We start from the raw sequence: 24,664 nt of genomic DNA, 5'->3' as shown, positions 1-24,664 counted from the left end.
AATATGCCAACTATTCGCTATTCATAGCTATATGATTATGAAAAAAGTAACCCGTTCTGTGTTTTTCTGAAGATAATATCAGCCAAACCCGGATCGTCTATTTACAGATGAAATATTATGAATATATTTCTTCTTAAAAAACAATAGATAGTAACCAAATGCTGGCAAACTCTGTATTTGGTTGTAAATTTGCTATCTGGTCCCTGGGAAAAGATCACATTTAGTATGAGAAGATTTTTATTAGTAACCGCGCTGACTGTATTGGCAGCAAGCCACATGCAGGCGCAAAGCAGCCACCATCCGATTCCAATCAGCAGACAAGGGTTTCATGACAACATCGATAAAGAGCAGGCCGCTGCCGCCAAATTTGACGGGAAAGCGGATGACCTCGTGAAAGTTTCGGAGGATCAGACCATCAACCTGCAGGTGACTAACGCCCTGATAAAAGAGGTGGATGATATGCAGCAGGAAATAGAGGACAACGATTCACTGGATCACCGGTTGAAGGTAAAGTATCTCTCCGCTATTTATGTAATGGTGAAAGATTACAACCAGAAGCGGGCGCGCAGTAAAATTGATCCGGAAGAAGCTCCCGCTATGGTGGCTGCCTTCCGCAATATGATGCATGCCGATATCAAGGGGAAGAGTATCCTGCCTTATATCAATAACCTTTCTTATGACGCATCCGAAAGGATCATCGAATCGTTTCATGATAACCCCGGCTACAAAGATGCGAGGGGACAGGTATTCTCTAAATATGCCTTCAATAACCTGGAAACGGTAATGCCCAAACTGGCGGATTATCTCAACTACCCGGGCACCGATTCCATTGTGGCAGCCGTAGCGCGTAAATATCCCAACCAGATACTTACCTATGCTACTTCCTACACCCCGATGGCCAATGCTATCAAACGTAACCAGGATCCGATTGTACAACAGATTGTGCGTATAGGGCAGTCGCCCCAAAGCACCAGGATACTGCCTTTCATCGACGAGCTCCTGGCAGGTACCACTACCGTGGAGAAACTGGAGCCAATAGTAGACAACGACTACCAGTATTTCAAACAGATGGTAAAGTCCACTATTGCCTTGCAGAAAATGAAAAGCGACGGACAAAATCCATACGGCCTGAAAGCCATGATGGAAAATATGCAGGCAAAATCGCTGCTGTATATTCGCTCCGTAAACGACCTGCATGAAGAGCCCGCCCCGGTAAGGTTTGCCATCGTCAAGAACTTTACGCCGGAAGAACTGTATTACCTGATCATTAACGGTCAGGAAGAACTGTACACTTCGAGTTATACCAATCACAATAATGCAGGCCTGTACGACCAGATGATGCTCCGTATGAAGCCTCCGCGTGGCGACAGCTTACTGATGATGGTGAATTTTGACCGTTTCAAAAAGTTCATTGCCATGGCCGCCGGTTTCAATACACTGGATAATTTCCTGAAGTCCATGGCCCCGGAAAATTCCAACTATCTCATGCAGAAATACGTGCAGAACCTGGAAAAGACCGAAGACCTGGAAGACGCCGTGGATGTGGCCAACTCCTTTGGAAGTATCCGTGATGAGAAACTGCTGGAATTCCTTCGCGAGGAGGTAAAGAAGAATCTGAACTATGTAAGAAAGCATAACGATAAACGCGGAACCGTTATTTACCAGCTGCTCAGCAGCCTGTTTGAAACCGAATCGAAGTCAGAGAATGATTCGTCCAAAGCCACGGATATGGCTGCCAAGCTGCAGTTGCCGCCTATCAACTACGTTACCTTTAACACACTTGAGAGCGATAGCGGAAGAGTGTATCAGCAGGTGTTTTTTTATGGAGATAAAGACGGCCAGGAGTCGTACGCCAGCTTCATGACCAACTTCCCTTCGTCCGACTGGAGAGTAAGCAAAAATAAATACTGGACTACCATCACCTCGCTGAAGGGAAAGCCCACTACTATTTACGCAAACCTGCCAACAGATGAGCCTGCGGATAAAGAAGCTATTTCCAAACTGTCTGAATACCTGGATGAAAATGATATCCATCCTACTATCTTCATTCACCGCGGACATAGCTATCATATCAATACCACCCTGGATAACCTGCAAAGCTCTGCCAAGATAGTGGTGCTGGGATCCTGTGGCGGTTATCATAACCTGGCTACCGTGTTGGAAAAATCGCCGGAGGCGCATATCATTTCCTCCAAACAGGTGGGTACCCGTTTTGTAAACGAACCTATTATCCACAGCCTGGAAGACCAGGTGCGTTCCGGCAAGAATGTGGACTGGGTGATCATGTGGGCGCAGCTCACCAAACGGTTTGCCGGTGATGCCCGCAACAAAGACCTTTTCAGCGATTATGTGCCGCCGCATAAAAACCTGGGCGCCATATTCATTAAGGCCTACAAACAGATTATGAAAGACGAAAAGAAATAAGGGTTATAAATTATTTTCCCGGAAGGCGCAGGACTCCTGCGCCTTCTTTTTTTGTGTACCCGACATTCGCAGTAAGTCCTGCGTAATTATTTTTTATCGTAGGTTTGTTACATAGTTTAAACCTGGCACATTGGAAAATCTTGCGGTAAAGAAAGTATTTGACTTCAGTTTATTACGGCGCATCTTCTCATTCGCGGCCCCTTACAAACGATCCTTCTACATCTCCATGATATTAACGGTGGTACTGGCCGCTATTTCCCCTTTACGCCCTTACCTGATCCAGGTAACGGTAGATAAGTATATAGCCGGTCAGCTGATGCAGATGCTGGTGCTGGTAACGATTGTGCAAATAGGGTTGTTACTGCTGGAAACCGTGGTGCGGTTCTATTTTTCCTATCTCACCAACTGGCTGGGGCAATCTGTGGTAAAAGACCTGCGGGTAACGGTATATAAAAAGATTGTGCACCTGAACCTGGCGTTCTTTGATAAAACCCCCATTGGTACGCTTACCACCAGGACTATCAATGATATTGAGGCCATCAATGATGTGTTTTCCGAAGGTATCATTTCTATTGTGGCAGATCTGTTAATGATCATTGCCATACTGGTAGTGATGTTTATGGAAGACTGGCGGCTGACCCTCATCAGCCTGTCGCCTTTCCCGGTGCTCATCTTTGCCACATACATCTTCAAGGAAAGCGTGAATAAATCCTTTTACAGGGTACGTAACGCGGTATCGGCGCTGAATGCCTTTGTGCAGGAGCATCTTACAGGAATGGTAGTGGTACAGGCTTTTACCGCTGAAAAAAGAGAGTTTGCCCGTTTTAAGCATATCAATAAGGAGCACCGCAAAGCCAATATCGATGCCATTTTTGCCTATTCTGTCTTTTTCCCGGTGGTGGAAATTATCCTGGCTATTTCGCTGGGGTTAATGGTATGGTGGGGAGCCAACAAGGTACTGAATTACGAGGTTACCCAGGGGGTGATGATCGCTTTCATCATGTACCTGAATATGCTGTTCCGGCCGCTGCGGATGCTGGCAGATAAGTTCAACACGCTGCAGATGGGCATGGTGGCCAGTGAACGGGTATTCAAAGTGCTCGACAACCAGGATTATATTCCGGACAGGGGGCATCAGTCGGCCGAAAACATGAAAGGGGCTATCACTTTTGACAATGTGAGCTTTGCGTATGTAGATGAGCGTTATGTGCTGAAAAATATCAGTTTTCATGCAAAGCCTGGCGATACGGTAGCAATTGTGGGGCATACCGGTTCCGGTAAAACCACTATTATCAGTATTCTTAACAGGTTATATGAAATACAGAAGGGAAGTATTAAGATAGATGATATTGAGCTGCCGGCTTATTCCCTGGAATCGTTGCGCAGTAAGATAGGGGTGGTATTGCAGGATGTGTTCCTGTTTGCCGGGTCTATTTATGATAATATTACCCTGCACAACAGTAACATCAGCAGGGCAAAGGTAGAAGAGGCTTCCCGGCTGATAGGGATCCATGATTTCATTATGCAGCTGCCTGGTGGATACGATTACCAGGTAATGGAGCGGGGAAGCACGCTTTCCCTGGGGCAGCGGCAGCTGATTTCTTTTGTGCGGGCGTTGTTATACGATCCGGCTATCCTGGTACTGGATGAGGCCACTTCTTCTGTGGATACCGAATCGGAAATGATGATACAGCAGGCGATCGACAAGCTGATTGCCGACCGCACGGCTATCATTATTGCCCACCGGCTTTCCACCATCAGCAAGGCCGATAAAATTATCGTGCTGGATAAGGGGGAAATTAAGGAGATGGGTACCCATGATGAGTTGCTGAAACTGGAAGGTTTTTACTTCAAACTGCATAGCATGCAGTTTAATGTGAGCAGGGTGTGAGAAGCTTAGGTGATATAATTTGTATATCAGCCGGAGATGGGCAAAGCGGAGCCTCAATGAATGATAAAAATATTAATATGAAAATAGTTTCCGGGGCTGTTGTTTTCAACGGTCTTTTTTAATTAAAAAAAGGGGCATTTTTAACCTGCAATAACCTGGTTATCAATGTAATTACAATATATCTTACTTTTTTTCCGTAGTCGCTTAATTTTGAAGATAAAAACGAGTATCTTTGCGCAAAATTTCAGAAAACGGTGATTTCTTTCAATTGGTTCAAACATAGAATGGTAGCACTTGTGATGGTTTTAGGCCTTCACAGTTTTAGTAATTTTTCCTTTGCACAGGAGGTTTCCCACCATGAAACAGCGGCAGCTGCACCTCATGAAGGAGAAGAAGGTAAGGGAGGAGAAGAAGGTGAGACTAAAAAATTTGATGCTAAGGAAGTAATTCTCGGACACGTAAAGGATGCCCACGACTGGCACCTGTTCAGTATGGGCGACACTCATGTAACTATCCCCTTACCGGTGATCATTTACAACCCTGCACGTGGTACTTCTGTATTTTCCTCTTCTGAATTTGAGCATGGTCATAAAGCGTACGATGGTTACCAGCTGGTAAATTCGCACTACCTGCATGAAAAAGGGCTGGATCCGGCCAAATACATGGATGGTAAGGTGATTGCAGTAGATGCCAATGGCAACCCTACCGATGAAAAGATCTACGATTTTTCAATGACCAAGAATATCACTTCCATGATCATTGCCGCTGTATTGCTGGTGATCCTGATGCTGAGCGTAGCAAAGGCTTACAGGGTACGTGGTTCAAAGAAAGCCCCGAAAGGTTTCCAAAGCCTTATAGAGCCGGTGATCATTTTCATGCGTGATGAAGTGGTAAAGCCTAATATTCCCGGCAAGCATGCAGAAAGGTATACGCCTTTTATTCTGACAATATTCTTTTTTATCCTGATCAACAACCTGTTGGGATTGTTGCCTGGCTCCGCCAACGTAACGGGTAACCTGGCAGTAACGGCGGCATTGGCTATCATCAGCTTTATTGCCACTATGTTCAGCACCAATAAACATTTCTGGGGTCACATTTTCAATCCTCCGGTTCCTTTTGGAGTTAAGTTCATCCTTGCGCCGGTAGAGCTGATCGGCGTATTTACCAAACCGGTATCTCTGATGATCAGGTTATTTGCCAATATCCTGGCAGGTCACATTATTATCCTGAGTATTATATCCCTGGTGTTCATTTTCGGATCTTTAAACAAGGTAGCTGGTTATGGCTTCCTGCCTATCACTGTTCTGTTTAATATCGTGATGATGATGCTGGAACTGCTGGTAGCATTTATCCAGGCGTTCATCTTTGCTAACCTGACAGCCGTATTTATTGGCCAGGCCATGGAAGGTGCACATGATGAGGCACACCACCACTAAGCATACGGAATTAGCTTTTAAGCCTTTGCCCGAAAGTTAAATGCCGACCGCTTTATTAGTTCGAAATTTTTTATAATTCAAATACATATTCATTATGGCACTTTTGTCTATTTTATTGCAGGCTGCTGCTGCATCTGGTCTGGCTAAAGCTGGTGGTGCTGTTGGTGCTGGTATCGCGGCTATCGCTGCTGGTATTGGTGTTGGTAACATCGGTAAGAGCGCTCTGGAGTCTATCGCTCGTCAACCAGAAGCTGCTAACGACATCCGTGCGAACATGATCCTGGCTGCTGCACTGGTTGAGGGTGTTGCTCTCTTCGGTGTAATCGCTGGTCTGTTGGCGGTAGTTCTGTAAGCCAAACTTTTTACTGCATCCGGCGCACAGGGCAATGGATGCAGTAATCTTTTATTACAGGCGAATCATCAATCTACCTGAATCCAGAAAACATCAACATAAAAAAAATAAAATTCTAATTATATGGATCTGTTGCAACCCGCGTTAGGCTTGTTTCTTATTTCATTATTCATTTTCATCGTCGTTTTCCTGATCCTGAAAAAATTTGCCTGGACTCCAATCCTCGCTACCCTGAAGGAAAGGGAAGGTTCCATTACCGACTCTATTGCCACTGCAGAAAGAGTGAAGGAAGAAATGGCCCAGATGAAAGCTGAACATGAGCATGTGCTGGCGGAAGCTAAAGCTGAAAGAAGCAAGATCCTGAAAGAAGCAAAAGAGGCGAAAGACATGATCATCAGCGAAGCCAAAACCCAGGCGCAGGCAGAAGCAAAGAAGATCATCAGTGAAGCATACACCGCTATCGAAAACCAGAAAATGGCAGCGTTAACGGATGTGAAGAACCAGGTAGGCAATCTCGTGATCGAAGTAGCTGAAAAAGTACTGAGAAGGGAACTGGCTGATAAAGCAGCACAGGAAGGTTACGTGAAACAACTGGCAGAAGAAATCAAATTGAACTAAGATACCAGCGGGTGGCGCCGGCTGTTAAACAGCTAACGCTGAACGTTGCAAGCTAAAAGCTTTTTTAATATGCAGAATCCCCGTTTAGCATCCCGGTATGCAAAATCATTGATAAGCCTGGCTCAGGAACTGAACCAGCTGGAAGTGGTGCATACAGACATGCTGTTCTTACAACAGGTGATGAAAAGCAACCCTGATGTGGTGAGTTTGCTTAAAAGCCCTATCATAAAGGCCGATAAGAAACAGAAAATACTGGCCGCCATATTTGAAGGCCGTATCAGCACTACTACCAGTTCTTTTGTAAACCTGCTGGTAAGCAAAGGCCGTGAAAGCGCGCTGGCTGAAATGACCACCGAGTTTGCACGCCAGTACATGGTACTGAAAAACATCAGCCCGGTGAAAATCACCACTGCTGTTGCTTTGGATAATACTACACTGGATGTGATCAAACAGAAGATTGCCAGTGAAACCACTCAGCAGGTACAGCTGGAAACAGCCGTAAATCCTGAACTGATCGGTGGTTTTGTACTTGAAGCCAACGACCAGTTGTTTGATGCTTCTATCCTGCGTGATCTGAAAGATATCAAACAGCAGTTTAACAAGAATATTTACGTATCTGAATTACGTTAATCAATACAGCAGCCGCTGCGTACACGCAAAGCTGTTGTCGTTATACTAATTTTCTTTAACGACTTTTTTTAAAATCATAATTATGGTTGATATTAAACCTGATGAAATTTCGGCGATTTTACGCCAGCAGTTAAGCAACTTCAATGCTTCTGCCGACCTGGAAGAGGTGGGCACTGTATTGCAGGTGGGTGATGGTATTGCCCGCATATATGGACTGGGCAATGTAGGTTACGGTGAACTGGTAGAATTCAGCAATGGTGTAAAAGCAATTGCACTGAACCTGGAAGAAGACAATGTGGGTGTGGTATTGATGGGTCAGTCAGCAGGTATTAAAGAAGGTGATAAAGTACGCCGTACCAGCAAGATCGCTTCCATTAACGTGGGAGAAGGTGTTGTTGGCCGCGTAATCAATACACTGGGCGAGCCGATAGATGGTAAAGGCCCTATCAAAGGTGAACTGTATGAAATGCCGCTGGAGCGTAAAGCCCCCGGTGTATTGTACCGTGAACCGGTAAAAGAGCCACTGCAAACAGGTGTAAAGGCGATCGATGCCATGATCCCTGTAGGCCGTGGACAGCGTGAGCTGGTAATCGGTGACCGTCAGACAGGTAAAACAGCTATCTGTATCGATACGATCATCAACCAGAAAGAATTTTACGATGCAGGTAAACCTGTTTATTGCATATACGTAGCTATTGGCCAGAAAGCATCTACTGTTGCCGGTGTAATGAAAACATTACAGGAAGCAGGCGCTATGGCTTATACTACCATCGTAGCTGCAAACGCTGCTGATCCTGCACCGCTGCAGTTCTACGCTCCGTTTGCCGGTGCTGCCATCGGGGAGTTCTTCCGTGATTCAGGCCGCCCTGCACTGATCGTTTATGATGATCTGTCCAAACAGGCGGTTGCTTACCGTGAGGTATCCCTGCTGCTGAAACGCCCTCCGGGTCGTGAAGCATATCCTGGCGACGTATTCTACCTGCATAGCCGTTTGCTCGAGCGTGCCGCTAAGATCATCAACAATGATGCTATCGCAAAACAGATGAACGATCTGCCTGAATCTATCAAACATCTGGTGAAAGGCGGTGGTTCCCTGACTGCATTGCCTATCATCGAAACACAGGCAAGTGATGTATCTGCTTATATTCCTACCAACGTAATCTCCATCACCGATGGTCAGATCTTCCTAGAAGGTAACCTGTTCAACGCCGGTATCCGTCCTGCTATCAACGTAGGTATCTCTGTAAGCCGTGTGGGTGGTAACGCGCAGATCAAATCCATGAAGAAAGTATCCGGTACCCTGAAACTCGATCAGGCACAATACCGTGAAATGGAAGCTTTCTCCAAATTCGGTGGCGACCTGGATGCTGCTACCAAAGCAGTTATCGACAAGGGTGCACGTAACGTGGAGATCCTGAAGCAGGCCCAGTTCAGCCCGTATGCCGTAGAAAAACAGGTTGCAGTAATTTACCTTGGTACCAACGGTTTACTGCGCGACGTTCCTGTTAAACAGGTTCGTGCTTTCGAAGAAGCGTTCCTGAATGAAATGCAGGTGCGTTTACCAGAAGTACTCGCAGAGTTCAAAAAAGGTAACCTGCCTGAAGATGGCCTGAAAAAAATGGTTACACTGGCTAATGAACTGAAGCCAAGATTCGCATAGTAACAGCATTTATCGCTAAAAATACAGATCCCCTTTGCCATCCTGGCAGAGGGGATTTTTTTTATACGGGTACCAGTTCTTATCTAATTTTAAAAATTCATTATATTATATTTTATAAATCTTCTTAAAAAGAAAATATAAAAGATCCGCGTTTTATATGGTGAGGCCGCTATAAATTTGCTGCTGTAGCTAGTTCAAAATCTATTCGTAAGGAGTCCTGATCAGTTCATAATCCCTTCCACTCGAAGTATTGTTCATAGCCTTTACCACTAAAGAGTAAGTATCACCAAAATAGTCCGTACACTATCCATAAACAATTAGTTCGTTTTTCCTGAAATCGAGTACAGTTGCCTGAACCCCGGGTTAATGCGATTACGAAAATGTGTTTGTTCAGCAGTTGGCAGAAATGCAAAACCTTTCTATGAGAAAACTTCTGACCCTTTGTTCAATTGTATTATTAGCTTTATTTCCTATTGTGAGCTGCCTGGCAGAAGGTAGTAAGGACATATACCCTTCCGGCGCCCAGGGCAACCGGGCGTATATGGCGAGTTCGCCTAGTGCAACGAACATTGAAAACCCCGGGAGGATGTTCGTATATGCGAAAGCGGGAGAGGTGATCTATATCGGCTCCAGTGCACAGGGCATAGGGGCAGGAACTACGAGATTGGTGGCGCCTAACGGTACCGTATATACCACGGGAGCTTCCCTTACCACAGGCCGGATCAATAGCAGGACAGAAGAGCTAGCTGGTCCTTCAGCACTCGCCGCAGGTGGGTATGATGCTTACAGCAGAACTGTATTAGCGGAAGAAGAAGGGATATGGACCGTGGAATTTACTTCCCCAAATCCTTTTGCCTTTTCAGGAGCCATGTATATCACGCAGGCGGCAGACGCCAATTGGACAATCGCCAATCAAATTATGGTGAGTGCGCTGCCGTTTATTGTAGCCTGGGACATTACAGTGGCAAGTGCCGGAGTGGCAAAGCCAGGACGGGCATACATGAATATTTTTACTGCGAATGCAGGCTCAGCTACATCCACTTTTTATGGCCGGTTTAATGTGCTTACAAAAGATGGCTTTAGTTACACCGTAGCCACCAATGGTATTCAGCCCTTTCTCTTTGCTTTCTTTGTAAATAATAAAGGTGTCCAGGATACAACCGGCGCGCCTATATACAAAAGTGCGACCGTTAACGAGGTTTTTCCACCCAATAACACCTACCTTATTAACACTCCCAATATACCGGATGATGCTACCAACATCACCCACAAGATATTCTATAATTCCCCCGACATGACAATGCCAGCTACCGCCCCGGCTTGGATAGGCGGTAGGGCTTCATCTACCTGGCTAATCAACGCACCTGTTATCCCCACTGTTACCAATATCTCTTTTACCGGAAAAGAAGGTGCAGCCAGTCAACCAGGTACGCCGCCCCTGGCTGGAGGATATATCCGGTTTACAGCCAACCAGAATTGTAACTTCAGAATCTCATTGGATGTAAACAATAATGGGAGCACTAATGATCCTACAGACCGTATCATTAACGGATCGTCGGTCATAGGGGAGAATGTTGTTTTTTGGGATGGTAAGGACGGCCAGGGTAACGATGTGGCGAATGGTACAGCCATTAACATATCCGTTGTGCTGTTTTCGGGGGAAGTGCATTTCCCTTACATAGATGTAGAAAACAATGCAAACGGAATTGTTATTACGCGTACCAACGGCCCTAATGCACCTAATTCCGCTGTTTACTGGAATGATGAATTGCTGGGCGCTCGCGCCGGCTCACCGGTACCTATTAATGCCTCTGCAAGCCCGGGAATTAACAGCCTTACTAACGGGCATAGGTATACGAATAATTATGGCGATGCTGTGTTGCTTGATACATGGACTTATGTATTCGGTGCTCCGCGTGCCATCACCGTCACAGTAAAGCAAAGGCAGGCCGATCTGCAGGTGGTTGACAACATCCCCAGTTTGCCGGCTATTTGTGCCGGTAGCAGGATTTCCTTTACTACCAGCATCAGGAACAATGGACCAGATACCGCATCGGGTGCGAAGTTTAACTTCTCTTTTCCGGCAGAATTAACCGGCGTCACCGTTACACCCACCATTACAGGCACAGCTGCAATCGTGTCTGGTGGCGTAATTGGAAATGCTTACAGCGCTACCGTAAATATGAACAACGGCGCTGTGATCTCTTTTGTTATTTCAGGTACGGTATCTGCAGTGCCCTCCGGCGGTAACCTGGTAACCAAATCGAGTATACTCCGCCCAGCTGACGTAACAGACCCCGATGCTACTAACGCTTCCGGTACAGGGCCTACCGACCCGGATGTGGAATGTAACGGGGATCCGTCAGGAGTTGGGTGTAATAATATCGCCACCAGTTCTGTTTCGGTTTCTCCAACTATACAAAGTAATACAGTGACTGCAGAACAATCTGTTTGCTTTGGCAGCGTGCCCACCCCATTAGTGGGTCCCGCAATTACGGGAACACCGGTATACTTATGGCAAAGCAGCACCAGCAGTGCCACCGGCGGATTTGCTACTGCTGTCGGAACATCTAACGGAAAAGACTATACGCCACCGGCATTACAGCAATCTACCTGGTACAGAAGGGTGGTTACAGCAGGTAGTTGCAGCGACACCAGCCTGGCAATACTGATCAAAGTAAACCCGGTACTTACACCGGGAATTATCAGCGGTAACCAGCTATTCTGTGCAAACGGCAATCCTGCTGCATTTACCCAGTCTGTTGCACCTTCCGGCGGAACAGGAACATATACTTACCGTTGGCAATCATCAACAGACAGTATCAACTTTACAGATATTTCAGGCGCCATGCAACAACTATATGACGCCCCTGCACTTAGCCAGAGCACTTGGTTCCGCAGGTTGGTGACCAGTGCAGGATCTGGTTGTGCGGATGTTATTACAGATACAGTTGCTGTTAAAATTGATGCATTGCCTTCTGCCGCAAATGCCGGTCCGGATCAGCAGTTATGCAACGTCAGCACCACTACAATGGCCGCTAATACTGCCACTACAGGTACAGGCTCCTGGAGGCAGATAGCCGGCCCGGGCACCGTTACTTTTGTAAACGCAGCTTCACCAAATACAGGGATACAAAATCTTACACCAGGTACCTATATATTTACCTGGACTATCAGTAACGGCATCTGTGCCTCTTCTGCAGATACCGTACAGGTACACGTGTACGCGCAGCCGGATGTGGCGAATGCCGGCCCGGACCAGACAAAAAACAACAATGGCAGCTTTATAATGAACGCCAATGCACCGGTAAATGGTACCGGCGCCTGGACGCTGATCAGCGGAACAGCAGTAATTGCAGATACCGCCAATTCTAATACCAATGTTACACTACAGTCCAATACCAGCGCTACGCTTGTCTGGACCATTTCCAACGGAAACTGCGCAGCATCAAATGATACCGTTGTACTCAATTATATCCGGCAGGCAGATCTGAAGATCACCAAATCGGATGCAGGCAATACGTATAAAACCGGTAGCCCGCTTACCTATACACTTACCATTGAAAACCTGGGGCCATCTGATGTTTCCGGCTTACAGATACAGGACCTGCTCCCGGTAAAAATGGAGAACGCTTCATGGACTTCCTCTGTAAGTGGTACTGCCGTTAGCGTACAGCCTGCCGCAGGTACAGGGCCGTCTGTGAATGCCACAGGAAACCTGCCTTTTGCAGCCGGTAATAGAATTGTGATCACCGTAACAGGAACAGTTGCTGCAACTGCAATAGGCGGCGATGCCATCAACAACACGGCCTCCGTAGTCAGCCCGGCAGATACGCCCGATCCGGTTGCGGCCAACAACAGCTCCACGGTGAGCGGTATTGTGCCTAACAATCCACCGGTAGCGGTAACGGATAATTACACCACCACCAGGGATGTGCCGGTAAGCGGCAATGTATTGACCAACGACAGTGATCCGGAAAATCAGCCTATCACGGTAACCACTACATTGATAGAACAGCCATCTTATGGCACCGTTATACAGAATGCTGATGGCACATTTACGTATACACCGGCCGCAGGTGCCGTGGGCACTGATTCTTACAGGTACCAGGTATGTGATAACCAGGGCGCTTGTGCTATAGGAATAGTAAATATTGTGGTGAAGGCTGGCGTAATTGATCTCAGCGTTACTAAAACCGCTTCTCCTGCCAACGCCACTGCAGGGTTGCCTCTTACTTATACCATTACGGTTACCAATAACGGGCCTTCCACTATTTCACAGGGAGAAACATTCACCGTAAATGACTCCCTGCCGGCTGGCTTTATAGCAAATAACTATACGCCGTCTGAAGGAATTTATTCAGCCGGTAATGCCAGTTGGACAGGAGTATTACTACCCCCGGGAAAATCGGTAACACTAACGATTGCCGGCAAAGTAGAAGGGCGATATACAGGCACCGGGTTGACCAATATCGTAAAAGCAATACCTCCGGCCTCCACAACAGATTCCACACCTGCCACCAGCACACTGGTTACACCGGTAGGCAGATCCGTAGAGGTAAAAGTGACCAAAACCGATAATACAGCTACCTACACCGCGGGTACTTCTACCACCTACCAGATCAGTGTACAGAACACAGGACCATCTGACCTGATAGGCGCCACCTTCAGAGATCCGCTGCCAGCAGGTATTACCACTGCTTCATGGACAGCCAATACCACCGGTGGAAGCCAGTCCGCTACCTCAGGATCGGGTGCTATTAATGAACAGGTGAATTTGCCGGCAGGCAGTGAAATCGTATATACGTTAACGATAAGTATACCATCTGGATTTACGGGCTCTCTTACAAATACTGCCAGCATTGATGTTCCATCCGGTTATAACAATATTAATCCATCCGGTAATACTGCATCTGATATTGATACTTCTGATCCTAAGATAGATATTGACATTACAAAAACAGGCCCGGCCAGCGCTACAGCCGGTACCGGTATCAGTTACCAGTTGCTGATCGTTAACAACGGCCCTTCGGATGTAGCGAACGTGGTAATTGCAGATCAGCTGCCTGCACAGATACAAAACCCGGTATGGACAGTGACAGCTGGTGGCAGCGCTACAACCAGTGTTCCTGGCGGCAATGGAGCTGTTAATTTTACAGCTGGTTTACCTGCCGGTGCAGGCAATACCATCACTGTAAATATCAATGGCACGATAGATCCTGCTGCCACCGGCAGTGTTTCAAATACCGCTACAGCAACACCTCCGGCGGGTACGGCGGTGTCTTCCAATACCGTTAATACCACACTGATAAGTACCACCGGTCTTACGCTTGTTAAACAAGGCCCGGCAACAGGACATGTAGCCGCCGGAGAGCCGGTGAATTATGTGCTGCGACTGGTGAATGCCGGCCCATCAAATGCAACCGGTATAACAATCAAAGATGTAGTGCCTGCCGCTATAACCAATACCAGCTGGACGGTTACCACTACCGGTACAGCGGCTGTTGCTGCAGGTGGTGTTGGCGGAGGCAGTGGCAATAACGTGAGCACAATAGTGAATATCCCGGCCGGCACAGGAAATGCAGTTCTTGTACAGATCAATGGCATCGTATCTCCAGGCGCAGTGGATACACTCACCAATACCGCTACTGCGGAATTGCCCGGTGATACCATTGTTACAGCTGTTAATAAAACAGTGGTAGATAATAAACCCGGATTACAGATTATAAAGGCAGGTCCGGCAACAGCCGATGCAGGAACGGAAGTAACCTATATAATCACAGTTAGCAATAGCGGGCCTTCAAACGCAATGCAGGCTGTTGTTACGGACGAAATAGCTCCTGCATTACTGACAAATGTGAGCTGGACCGCTACTGCTTCCGGCAGCGCTGTGATCAACAGCGGTGCTAACGGTAACGGCAATACGATATTAGTGAATGCCAACATTCCAGCGGGAAATAATAATAAGGTGACCATTATAGTGCATGGTACCATACGCCCTGGTGCAACAGGTAATATCAATAACACGGCAAGTGTGGCAGTAACTGATCAGCCGCCTGTTAACTCAGAGGAGATCATTACAAAGATCAACAACCGGCCCGGTCTTACACTCACAAAGAGTGGACCCGCAACAGCAGATGCAGGCGGCGCTATTGATTATCTCCTGCAAATCAACAACGGTGGTCCTTCTGATGCGTTTAAGGTTACACTGTTTGATACACTGCCGGTACCTGTTCAGAACCCGGTGCTAACGGTAACAACAAAGGGTACTGCTTCTTATTTAACTGCCGAAATTAATAGCGGGATATTACAATTGGTTGGCGACATTCCGGCAGGCGACAGCAATTATATATTGATCCATGTCAGTGGCAGGATAAACCCGTCCTTCAGCGGCCCGATAACCAACCGGGCTGTTGCTGGTACCGAAGGTGGTACACAGGTGCCATCTGATCCTGTTGTTACAAATGTAGTAAACAGTCCGCGTGTGGAATTATCCAAGAGCGCTCCGGATACTGCAGTGGCAGGGCAAGCGGTTACCTATACTCTGACAGCAACAAACAGTGGGTTATCTGACGCTGTTAACGTGGCGATCACAGATGTGGTACCTGCGTCTTTATCAAATACGCAGTGGACCGCTACTGTCATGGGCGGGGCGGTTATTACCAGCGGCGCTTCAGGTACCGGTAATACAGTAAATGTTACCGGTAATATTCCTGCCGGCGCAGGACAGGCCATTGTTATTACCGTACAGGGAACGCTTGCGCCATCTGCTACCGGAACATTATCCAATCATTTTACCGCTAACGTTAACGGCAATACGATTACATCTGATACTGTACAAACCCATATTACCGGCAAGCCGGAGTTGCAGATCACCAAAACTGCCGCTACCACCCTTTCAGCAGGAGGACGCATACGGTACGTTGTACAGGTAAGGAATACAGGTGTATCTGACGCAACGGGCGTAAATATATCGGACAATGTAAATGCCATCGTACAAAATACCAGCTGGACAACTACCACCGGCGGCGGGGCCGCAATAACAACAGGAAGTACCGGTAATGGCAATGCAGTAGCGGTGACTGCAAATATTCCAACAGGAGGCGACGTTACCGTAACTATAGACGGCACTGTAAGCGCAGCCGCGACAGGTACCCTGGAAAATACCGCTACCGCGGCGGTAACAGGCGCTCCAACAGTGGAAGCCAGTGTAACAACATTAATCACGAATGATCCTGCCATACATATCAGTAAAACAGGTCCTTCCCAGGTAAAAGCCGGTGAACAGGTGAGTTACCAGCTGGTCATCACCAACTTTGGCGTTTCCAACGCCCGGGGCATTATTATACAGGACATTGTACCGGCAGCCGTTAAAAATGTGAAGTGGACAAGCAGTCTTACAGGCAGCGGAAATATTACCAGTGGGGCTACAGGTACCGGTAACAATGTAACAATGAATGCAGACCTGGATGCAGGCACCGGTAATCATATCTTCATAAATATTACCGGTACACTGGCTTCCAGCTATACCGGCACCCTGATGAATGCGGCGGCTGTAGCAGTGCCCGGCAAAGATACAGTAAGAAGCGACAGCATTACCACTACAGTGATTAATGCGCCCGGCATACAGGTAGTGAAAAGCGCGCCGGATACCATTCCTGCCGGCAGCAATATTACCTTCACGGTTACAGTAACCAATATTGGCCCGTCTGATGCGCAGGCTATTGCTATTGCAGACGTAGTGCCGGCTACCGTGCAAAACGTAACCTGGTCGGCCGTTACTGCTGGTAGCGCATCTGTACAAACAGGTGCCGGAAATGGAAATAATATTACCATAAACGGTGCTATCGCCGCAGGCGCAGGTAACAGTATAATAATCACTGTTCATGGTACCGTGAACCCTGCTGCCACCGGCGATATCAGGAATACCGCTACTGTTACGCCGGCGGGAAGCACACCTGTTAGTTCCAATGAAACTACTACACACATAGGTAAACAGTTTGCTTTACTTTTAAGTAAGACAGGCCCGGCATCAGTGTCTGCGGGCGCCAGGATCGTTTACCAGATCACACTGCATAACAATGGTCCGTCTAACGCTACCGGTTTGCAAATCAGGGATACTGTACCTGTTGCTGTTGGTAATGTTACCTGGACAGCCGTTGCAACAGGAAATGCCGTGATACATGGTAGCAGCTCAGATACAGGCAATCTTATAAATCTATCCGCAGATCTTGCAGCAGGAGCTACCGCCAACAGTATCGTGGTCACTGTTGAAGGAACAGTTGATCCCGCTTATACCGGAGCGCCATTGAGGAATATTGCCTATGTTACCTCTCCTGAACTTCCTGTAACGTTAACGGATACACTAACTACTGCAGTTGATTCGCAGCCCGGCATAGTGCTCACAAAGAATGGCCCGGGAAGCGCTTTCAGCGGCGATACAATTACATATACCATCCGTGTATCCAATACCGGACCATCGGATGCAAAGGGTATAGCTATTGCAGATGTTATTAACCCGGCAATACTACAACCGGTATGGACGGCAACCGTTGCCGGTGCAGGTACCACAGTGAGCAGTAATAGCGGCACAGGGGATATCCAGCTTACAGCTGATATTCCTGCATCCGCCGGGCATGCAGTAGATATAACGGTAACGGGTAAACTGGATCCGGAATTTACCGGTGCCCAGATTGTTAATACGGCTGCAGCTACTGTCCCCGGACAGGCACAGGTGACTGCGGCTGTAACTACCATCACCAGCCGCAAAGCGGTTTTGCGGGTGGTGAAGAGCGGGCCAGCCAGCGCAGTAGCGGGTGAGCGGGTTAGCTATACCATTAAAGTGACCAACGAAGGCCCGTCTAATGTAAGTGGAGCCACAATTTCGGATATTATTCCTGCCGGTATACTGCAACCAACATGGACTGCGGTGTCAAACGGCGCAGGAAGTTTTGTATCAGCAGGCAGCGGCACCGGGAATGTAACCCTGCAGGCTAATATAGCTGCAGGCAGTGGCAGCATCGACATTGTTGTAAACGGAACCCTGGACCCTGCTACGGTAAGCGGCGCCAATATTATCAATACCGTTACAGTAACGCCACCACCGGACATGACCAATACCAACCCGGCTACTTCCAGCGTAGTCACAAATGTGAGGAAAGAAGCCGACCTGGTGATCGTGAAATCAGGTCCGGCCAATATTGCAGCAGGACAGCAAATCACCTATAAGCTGGTAGTCACCAATAATGGCATTTCCAATGTGGATGTTGCCAGCATTACCGATGTGGTGCCGGCATCCATCCATATTACCAACGTAAGTGCAATGGTTGGTGGAAATGCTATTGCCGGCAATCCCGTGATTACAGGCAATACCGTTACCCTGAATGCAAGTATAGCAGGGGGCCCGGGCAACACAGTAACGGTGACCATTACCGGTACTGTAGATCCGTCTGCTACTGGTACCATAGTGAATACTGCTACGGTTGACATGCCATCCACTGTAACCGAAACCAATCCTGCTAATAACACCAGCAGCATCAGTACCAACGTTACTACAGATCTTGGTTTACAGGTATCTAAATCAGGGCCTGCAAGTGTGAATGTAAATGATCAGATTACGTATACCATTGTGCTGAGTAATAACGGGCTGTCTGATGCGAATGAAGTGTTTATTACTGATAATGTTCCTGCAGATATTACAGGCGTTACCTGGTCTGCTGTGGTGAGTGGCAATGCATCCATGGTAAATCTCAGTGGCAGCGGTTCTGTCAGCAATGAAAGAGCATCGCTGGGAGCCAGCAACAGTGGCACTATCACTATCACTATTACGGGTACTGTAAGCCCATTGGCCGCAACTACAATCACAAATACGGTTACCGCTTCTGCCGGTACCGATAAAGTAAGTACTGTAGTTACTTCGGTCAACAACTCTGCTGATCTTAGAATTAATAAAACAGCGCCTGCAGTCATTGCGGCAGGTAAGCAGATCACCTATGTGATCACAGTAACCAATGCAGGGCCGGCAAATGTAACAGGAGCAACGATCACAGATAATGTTCCTGCAGGCATTACCAATGTAAGCTGGACAGCTGCAGGTACCAACGGCGCTACTGTAAATAACAGTAGCGGTAACGGCAATGCCATATCACTGACCGGAAATATACCGGCTAACAGTGGTGTTATTACTATCACAGTGGAAGGCGTGGTAGATCCCGCCTTTAACGGCATACTTACTAATACGGCTGCCGCCACTCCACCGGCAGGAGTAACGGATCCGACCCCCGCCACAGTATCTGTAAATACACAGGTAACCTCCGCACCCGGATTATCTGTTCTGAAATCAGGACCCGCACAGATTGCAGGTGGCGATACGGTGAGATATACAATTGATATCCGCAATAACGGGCCATCTGTAGCTAACGGTACAAGTATCAGGGATAGCATTCCTGTAGAACTGAAAAATGTGCGGTGGAGCGCTACCTCCGCCAATGCCACCATTATCAGCGGCGGAACCGGTACAGGTAATTCACTGCAAATAACAGGAAACATCCCTGTTGGAGGCCTGATAAGAGTAACGATTGCGGGTAACACAGATCCTGCATTTACAGGAAATATAATGAACAGGGCCGTAGCGGAAAGTAACGGGCAATCTGTTTTGAGTAATGAAGTAAATACCCAGGTGATCAACCGGCCGGCTATTGGCATCAGCAAATCCGGTCCGGCCAGCGTGGCTGCCGGTGCGCCATTGGCATATACCATCACTGTTACCAATACAGGTGTTTCTACTGCGCAGGGAATAACGGTTACAGATGTATTGCCGTCAGCGCTGAAGAACACGGTATGGTCGGCCACCGCCGGCGGCGCCGCGGTTATCAGTGGAGGTAACCTCAGTAACCAGACAGGTAATGTGAGCTTCCAGGCAACTATACCACCGGGCAGTGCGAATACTATACTGGTAACCGTGAATGGAACAGCAGATCCTGCCGCTTCCGGCGAGCTGGTGAATATAGCTGCTGTAACACCTGTTACAGGCGCTGCTTTAACGGATACGGTAACCACTGTAATAAAAACCCTTAGCGGTATCAGGCTGGTGAAAGCGGCGCCTGATACAGTGGCTGCCGGTAATACTATTTCCTATTCGATAGATGTATATAACGATGGCCCTTCTGATGCCACCAATATTGTGATAGCAGATACGTTACCGGCCGGCCTGCAAAATGTGCGATGGTCTGCCTCTGCAGTGGGCACTGCTTCCATTAATGGCGGCAACCTGCAGCAGCAACCTGGTAACGTAAACTTCACCGCAGGTATTCCTGCAGGTAGCGGTAACGCTATCCATATAGTGGTTACAGCTACGGTTCCTTCTTCACAAACAGGCAGCTTAACCAACCAGGCCAGGGCTACTGCGGGTGGGGTGGATTATCCGTCTAACCAGGTGGTAACACAGATCAGCAGCAAGCCGGGAATACAGTTAACCAAATCCGGTCCGCCAACTGCTGCAGCCGGCAGTACCATCAGCTATAACCTTGTGTTAAGCAACAACGGGCCTTCCGATGCATTGAATGTAACTGTAGCAGACGTGCTTCCAGCGGAATTGCAAAACCCGGTATGGTCCGCTACCGCACAGGGAACTGCAGGTATTAACGGGGGCAATATTGTTAACAGGGCAGGTAACGTTAGCTTTACAGCCAACGTGCCCGCAGGTGCAGATAACCGTGTAGTCGTTAGTGTGAGTGGAACCATCCCGGCTTTCTTCTCCGGAAATATTACCAATATCGCTGCCTATAGCCTGAATGCGGTAAGCACCAATACAGCGCCGGTAATTACAAAGGTGGATAAAAGAGCCACTATAAGGATCAATAAATCAGCGCCCGATTCAATAACTGCGGGTGGCATTATTAATTATACATTACTGGTAGCTAATGCAGGCCCATCAGATGCAGACAGCATTACTATTACAGACCTGGTGCCTGCCGCGATACAACAGGTAACATGGAATGCGGCAGCTACCGGCAGTACCCTGATTGGCGCTGCATCCGGCACCGGTAACAATATCACGGTGCGTGGCAGCATTCCGGCAGGCGCCGGCAATAATATACTCGTAACTATTACGGGAACTGTTGCGCCGGGATTATCAGGTATCGTACAGAATAAAGCACTGGTAAGTATAAGCGGAAATATAGTTTCAGGAGATTCTGTTAATACGCATATCCTCAATAAACCGGGCGTACAATTCACAAAATCCGGTCCCCAGAAAGCTATCGCGGGCAGCAATGTGAGTTATGTGATAGATCTTGGCAACCAGGGTCCATCTGATCTGGTAAATGCAACGGTAACAGATGTAGTGCCGCCGCAGATAACAAATGTAACCTGGACTATTACCACGAGGGGAACCGCCACATTGGCTGCCGGTACGCCGGTAACCGGAGTGGGTAACCGGATATCCTTTAGTGGAGATGTGCCTGCCGGTACTGCTAATGGTATTCGGGTGACTATCAGCGGTAAGATAGATCCGGAGTACGAAGGTAAGATTACAAATACCGCTACAGCAACTGATAGTCGCGGTAATGAATACACATCCGTTACAGGTATGACGGTTGTTAAAGAAGCCGTTATTAAACTGGATAAAATAGGCCCTGCTGCAGTTAAGGCAGGTAGCAGTATCAGTTATGTGATTACTGCATCCAATCAGGGATTGTCTGATGTGAAAGGATTTACGATTACGGATGTAGTACCTGCGGCCATCGCCAATGTGAGCTGGACAGCCGTGGCATCAGGTAATGCTCAGGTAACAACACCTGCCGCCGGAACAGGCAACAGTATACAATTGCAGGGCGATATTGCTGCAGGCGCAGGTAACACCATACAGATTACAGTGAATGGCAATATTGCAGCAGGTGCTACAAGCGTTATTGTGAACACGGCCGGCGGAAGAACCGCAGGTGGTGATACGGTTAGCTCGCCAACAGTAACAACCAATATACAGAATGCGCCGGGCATTAGCATTGTGAAGGTGGCGCCGCAAACTGTAAATGCGGGCGATAGCTTGCAATACGTGATCACTGTAAGTAACACCGGCCCTTCTGATGCACATAATGTAAAGATCAGTGACATTGTGCCGGCTACACTTACCGGCGTAAGCTGGACCGCCATAGCCGCCGGTAATGCGCAGATCACGGGCGCCGCAGCCGGTACCGGCAACACAGTTAACCTGACGGCAGATATTGCTGCAGGCAACAATAATACTGTGCAACTCCGGATCACCGGTAAAACCGCAGCAGGGCTTAGGGATAGCATCGTTAACACTGCCGGTGCCACAGATGCCGGCGGAAAAACAGTTACTTCCTCTGTTACCACACAGGCTATTGGCAAATCCGTACTGGCTATTACAAAAACAGGTAATGCCCAGGTAAATGCGGGCGACTCTGTTCACTATGTGATCACCGCTACTAATGCCGGCCCTTCTGATGCGGCAGGTGTAAGCATCCGCGATGCGGTGCCGGTTGCTATTACAGGCGTTACCTGGACAGCAATAGCCAATGGTGCTTCACAGGTTAGCAGCGGTGCATCGGGCAGTGGTAACCAGGTGCTGGTAACCGGTAATATTGCCGCAGGCAACGGCAATGCTATAGTAGTCAATGTAAGCGGAGTGGTGCCTGCAGACGCAACAGTTACTGCATTATCAAATATCGCTACGTTGAAACCATCAGCCGGTGATTCCATTCCAAGTATTCCGGTAACAACAACGGTAACGAAGAAACCATCCCTGCGTATCGTGAAACAGGCAGTAGCAACCGCCATTGCAGGTGACAGCTTACAATACAACATTACGGTTACCAACGATGGCCCATCCGATGCAACAGGCATACAGATCAGTGATATGGTATCCGATACACTGAGCGGGGTTAGCTGGACGGCTACCACCAAAGGTGCCGCGCAGATCACAGGCAACAGCAGTGGCAGCGGCGATGTGTTATTGAATGGTAATATCAGTGCAGGCCCTGGTAATGCCATCAACATAAAGATCAACGGTAAAATTAATACCACCTTCACCGGTAGTATTACCAATATTGCCAGCGCTAAGGATGCAAATAATCCAACCGTAACGGCAACGGCTACCACACAGGTGAGCAGCCGTTCGCAGCTGGGTATTGTTAAAACGGGATCTGCCCGCGTGAATGCAGGAGACACTATCCGTTATGTGATCATTGCTTCCAATGCAGGACCTTCCGCTGCTGCAGGCATCAATATTACTGATGTGGTGGATGCTGCCATTACGCAGGTAACCTGGACTGCCACCGCCAATGGCACTTCGCAGGTAACCGCCGGGGCAACAGGTAGCGGCAATAATATCGTTGTAACCGGTAACCTGGAGGCAGGTAGCGCTAATACCATCCAGGTGAATATTAAAGGCGTTATCCCCGAAGATGCGGAGATCACTGGCGTTACTAATACAGCTACTGTAAAACAGGGAACGGGTACGCCTGTGCCGTCAGATCCTGTAACAACTGAAATAGTACCCGGTATCAGGAAGCTGGATCTTTCTGTGACCAAATCAGGCCCGGTTCAACTCATGGAAAATGATTCGATCACCTATATCATTGTTGCACGAAACGGTGGCCCGGCGGCAGGCGACGGGGCCGTGATCACAGATATACTACCGGCAAATATTGAGGGAGCTTATATACGGTCGGTAACTGTAAACGGTGGGGCAGGTAATGTGCAAACCGCGAATACAGGAAATGTGGTAAAAGCTACTATAGGCACATTCCCGGCAGAAGCAGCTGTTACAATAGTGATCACCGGTAAGGTGAACAGTACGGTACAGTTGCGTAACCAGGCGGTTATTGCCGCTCCGGCAGGCACGGTGGATACAGCTTCAGCCAATAATACCAGCACCACTGTAATTACCACTGTGTCGGCTATTCCAACGGCAGATCTGCAATTGCAGAAAGAACTGCTCAGCACGGCGCCTATGCAGGTTGGAAGCAAGGCGGACTTTGTGTTAACATTGAATAATGCTGGTCCGTTTAGCGCCACCCGGATTGAAGTAAGGGATACGCTGAAAGATAACCTGGATATTATCAATGGATTTGATGCAGGCATTGGAGAAGTTACTTATGACCCTGCCACCCGGATACTGGTATGGCACCTGGATAGCCTGGTACTCACGCAAACGGCTACACTGAAATATACTACCCGGATCACCAATACCGGCGATGTGATTAACAGTGCCACTGCTACCTCGCTGTTACCTGATCCGGACCGATCCAACAATATCGCGGTGAGTAAGGTAGTTACCGTTACAGGCGATGATATCCTGGTGCCGAATGTGATTACGCCTAACGGTGATGGAAAGAACGATAAGTTCGTTATCATCGGCATCCTGAGATACCCCAATTCTTCCCTGTTTATTTATAACCGCTGGGGAAGTATGGTGTATCAGTCGAAGAATTACCAGAACGAATGGACCGGTGATTCCCTGAATGAAGGCACTTATTACTACATACTCAAGCTGAATACACCAACGGGCGAACGAAGCTACAAAGGCTGGATTGAGCTGCTTCGATAGCTAAAAACTGATAATTACGGAAGAAACCGGGTATTTTACCCGGTTTCTTTTATTGTATTTGGTTTATAATATAAACTAGTTT

8 protein-coding genes are annotated in these 24,664 nt (G+C 47.9%); all 8 read left to right on the top strand.

The features are described 5' to 3' along the window. Positions 1 to 225: 225 nt before the first annotated feature. The 8 genes from ABIE50_RS00690 (at position 226) to ABIE50_RS00655 (ending at position 24,582) form a co-directional block, all read left to right on the top strand. Positions 226 to 2,424 (top strand): hypothetical protein, encoded by a 2,199-nt coding sequence (locus tag ABIE50_RS00690; protein WP_209856894.1) that lies wholly within the window; start codon positions 226 to 228, stop codon positions 2,422 to 2,424. Positions 2,425 to 2,554: 130 nt separating this feature from the next. Continuing rightward, on the top strand, positions 2,555 to 4,315 hold the full coding sequence (locus ABIE50_RS00685; RefSeq protein WP_209856896.1) for an ABC transporter ATP-binding protein: 1,761 nt from the start codon (positions 2,555 to 2,557) through the stop codon (positions 4,313 to 4,315). 284 nt (positions 4,316 to 4,599) lie between these two features. Then, positions 4,600 to 5,751 carry a F0F1 ATP synthase subunit A gene (gene atpB / locus ABIE50_RS00680; RefSeq protein ID WP_354027825.1) on the top strand — a complete coding sequence of 384 codons (1,152 nt, stop codon included), beginning with the start codon at positions 4,600 to 4,602 and terminating at the stop codon, positions 5,749 to 5,751. 94 nt (positions 5,752 to 5,845) lie between these two features. After that, positions 5,846 to 6,103 (top strand): ATP synthase F0 subunit C, encoded by a 258-nt coding sequence (atpE, locus tag ABIE50_RS00675; RefSeq protein WP_079471016.1) that lies wholly within the window; start codon positions 5,846 to 5,848, stop codon positions 6,101 to 6,103. A gap of 123 nt (positions 6,104 to 6,226) precedes the next feature. After that, complete coding sequence (gene atpF, locus ABIE50_RS00670) at positions 6,227 to 6,721, top strand: F0F1 ATP synthase subunit B (protein ID WP_142685643.1); 495 nt, start codon at positions 6,227 to 6,229, stop codon at positions 6,719 to 6,721. A gap of 69 nt (positions 6,722 to 6,790) precedes the next feature. After that, the gene (atpH, locus tag ABIE50_RS00665) at positions 6,791 to 7,351 is read left to right on the top strand and encodes an ATP synthase F1 subunit delta (RefSeq protein ID WP_209856900.1); all 561 of its coding nucleotides are present in this window, start codon (positions 6,791 to 6,793) and stop codon (positions 7,349 to 7,351) included. Between the two features lie 82 nt (positions 7,352 to 7,433). Further along, positions 7,434 to 9,011: a F0F1 ATP synthase subunit alpha gene (gene atpA / locus ABIE50_RS00660; protein ID WP_142685645.1), complete on the top strand. Its 1,578-nt coding sequence runs from the start codon at positions 7,434 to 7,436 to the stop codon at positions 9,009 to 9,011. Positions 9,012 to 9,432: 421 nt separating this feature from the next. Then, positions 9,433 to 24,582 carry a DUF8696 domain-containing protein gene (locus tag ABIE50_RS00655; RefSeq protein ID WP_209856902.1) on the top strand — a complete coding sequence of 5,050 codons (15,150 nt, stop codon included), beginning with the start codon at positions 9,433 to 9,435 and terminating at the stop codon, positions 24,580 to 24,582. Positions 24,583 to 24,664: the final 82 nt, after the last annotated feature.

Origin of the sequence: Chitinophaga sp. OAE865, from assembly GCF_040546735.1 — a bacterium.
Taxonomy (GTDB): domain Bacteria; phylum Bacteroidota; class Bacteroidia; order Chitinophagales; family Chitinophagaceae; genus Chitinophaga; species Chitinophaga polysaccharea_A.
This window is presented reverse-complemented; position numbering and strand designations above follow the sequence as displayed.

Coding starts and splice junctions, on each gene's coding strand:
- ABIE50_RS00690 (WP_209856894.1), top strand. CDS start 226: ATGAGAAGATTTTTATTAGTAACCGCGCTGACTGTATTGGCAGCAAGC.
- atpB (WP_354027825.1), top strand. CDS start 4,600: ATGGTAGCACTTGTGATGGTTTTAGGCCTTCACAGTTTTAGTAATTTT.
- atpE (WP_079471016.1), top strand. CDS start 5,846: ATGGCACTTTTGTCTATTTTATTGCAGGCTGCTGCTGCATCTGGTCTG.
- atpF (WP_142685643.1), top strand. CDS start 6,227: ATGGATCTGTTGCAACCCGCGTTAGGCTTGTTTCTTATTTCATTATTC.
- atpH (WP_209856900.1), top strand. CDS start 6,791: ATGCAGAATCCCCGTTTAGCATCCCGGTATGCAAAATCATTGATAAGC.
- atpA (WP_142685645.1), top strand. CDS start 7,434: ATGGTTGATATTAAACCTGATGAAATTTCGGCGATTTTACGCCAGCAG.
- ABIE50_RS00655 (WP_209856902.1), top strand. CDS start 9,433: ATGAGAAAACTTCTGACCCTTTGTTCAATTGTATTATTAGCTTTATTT.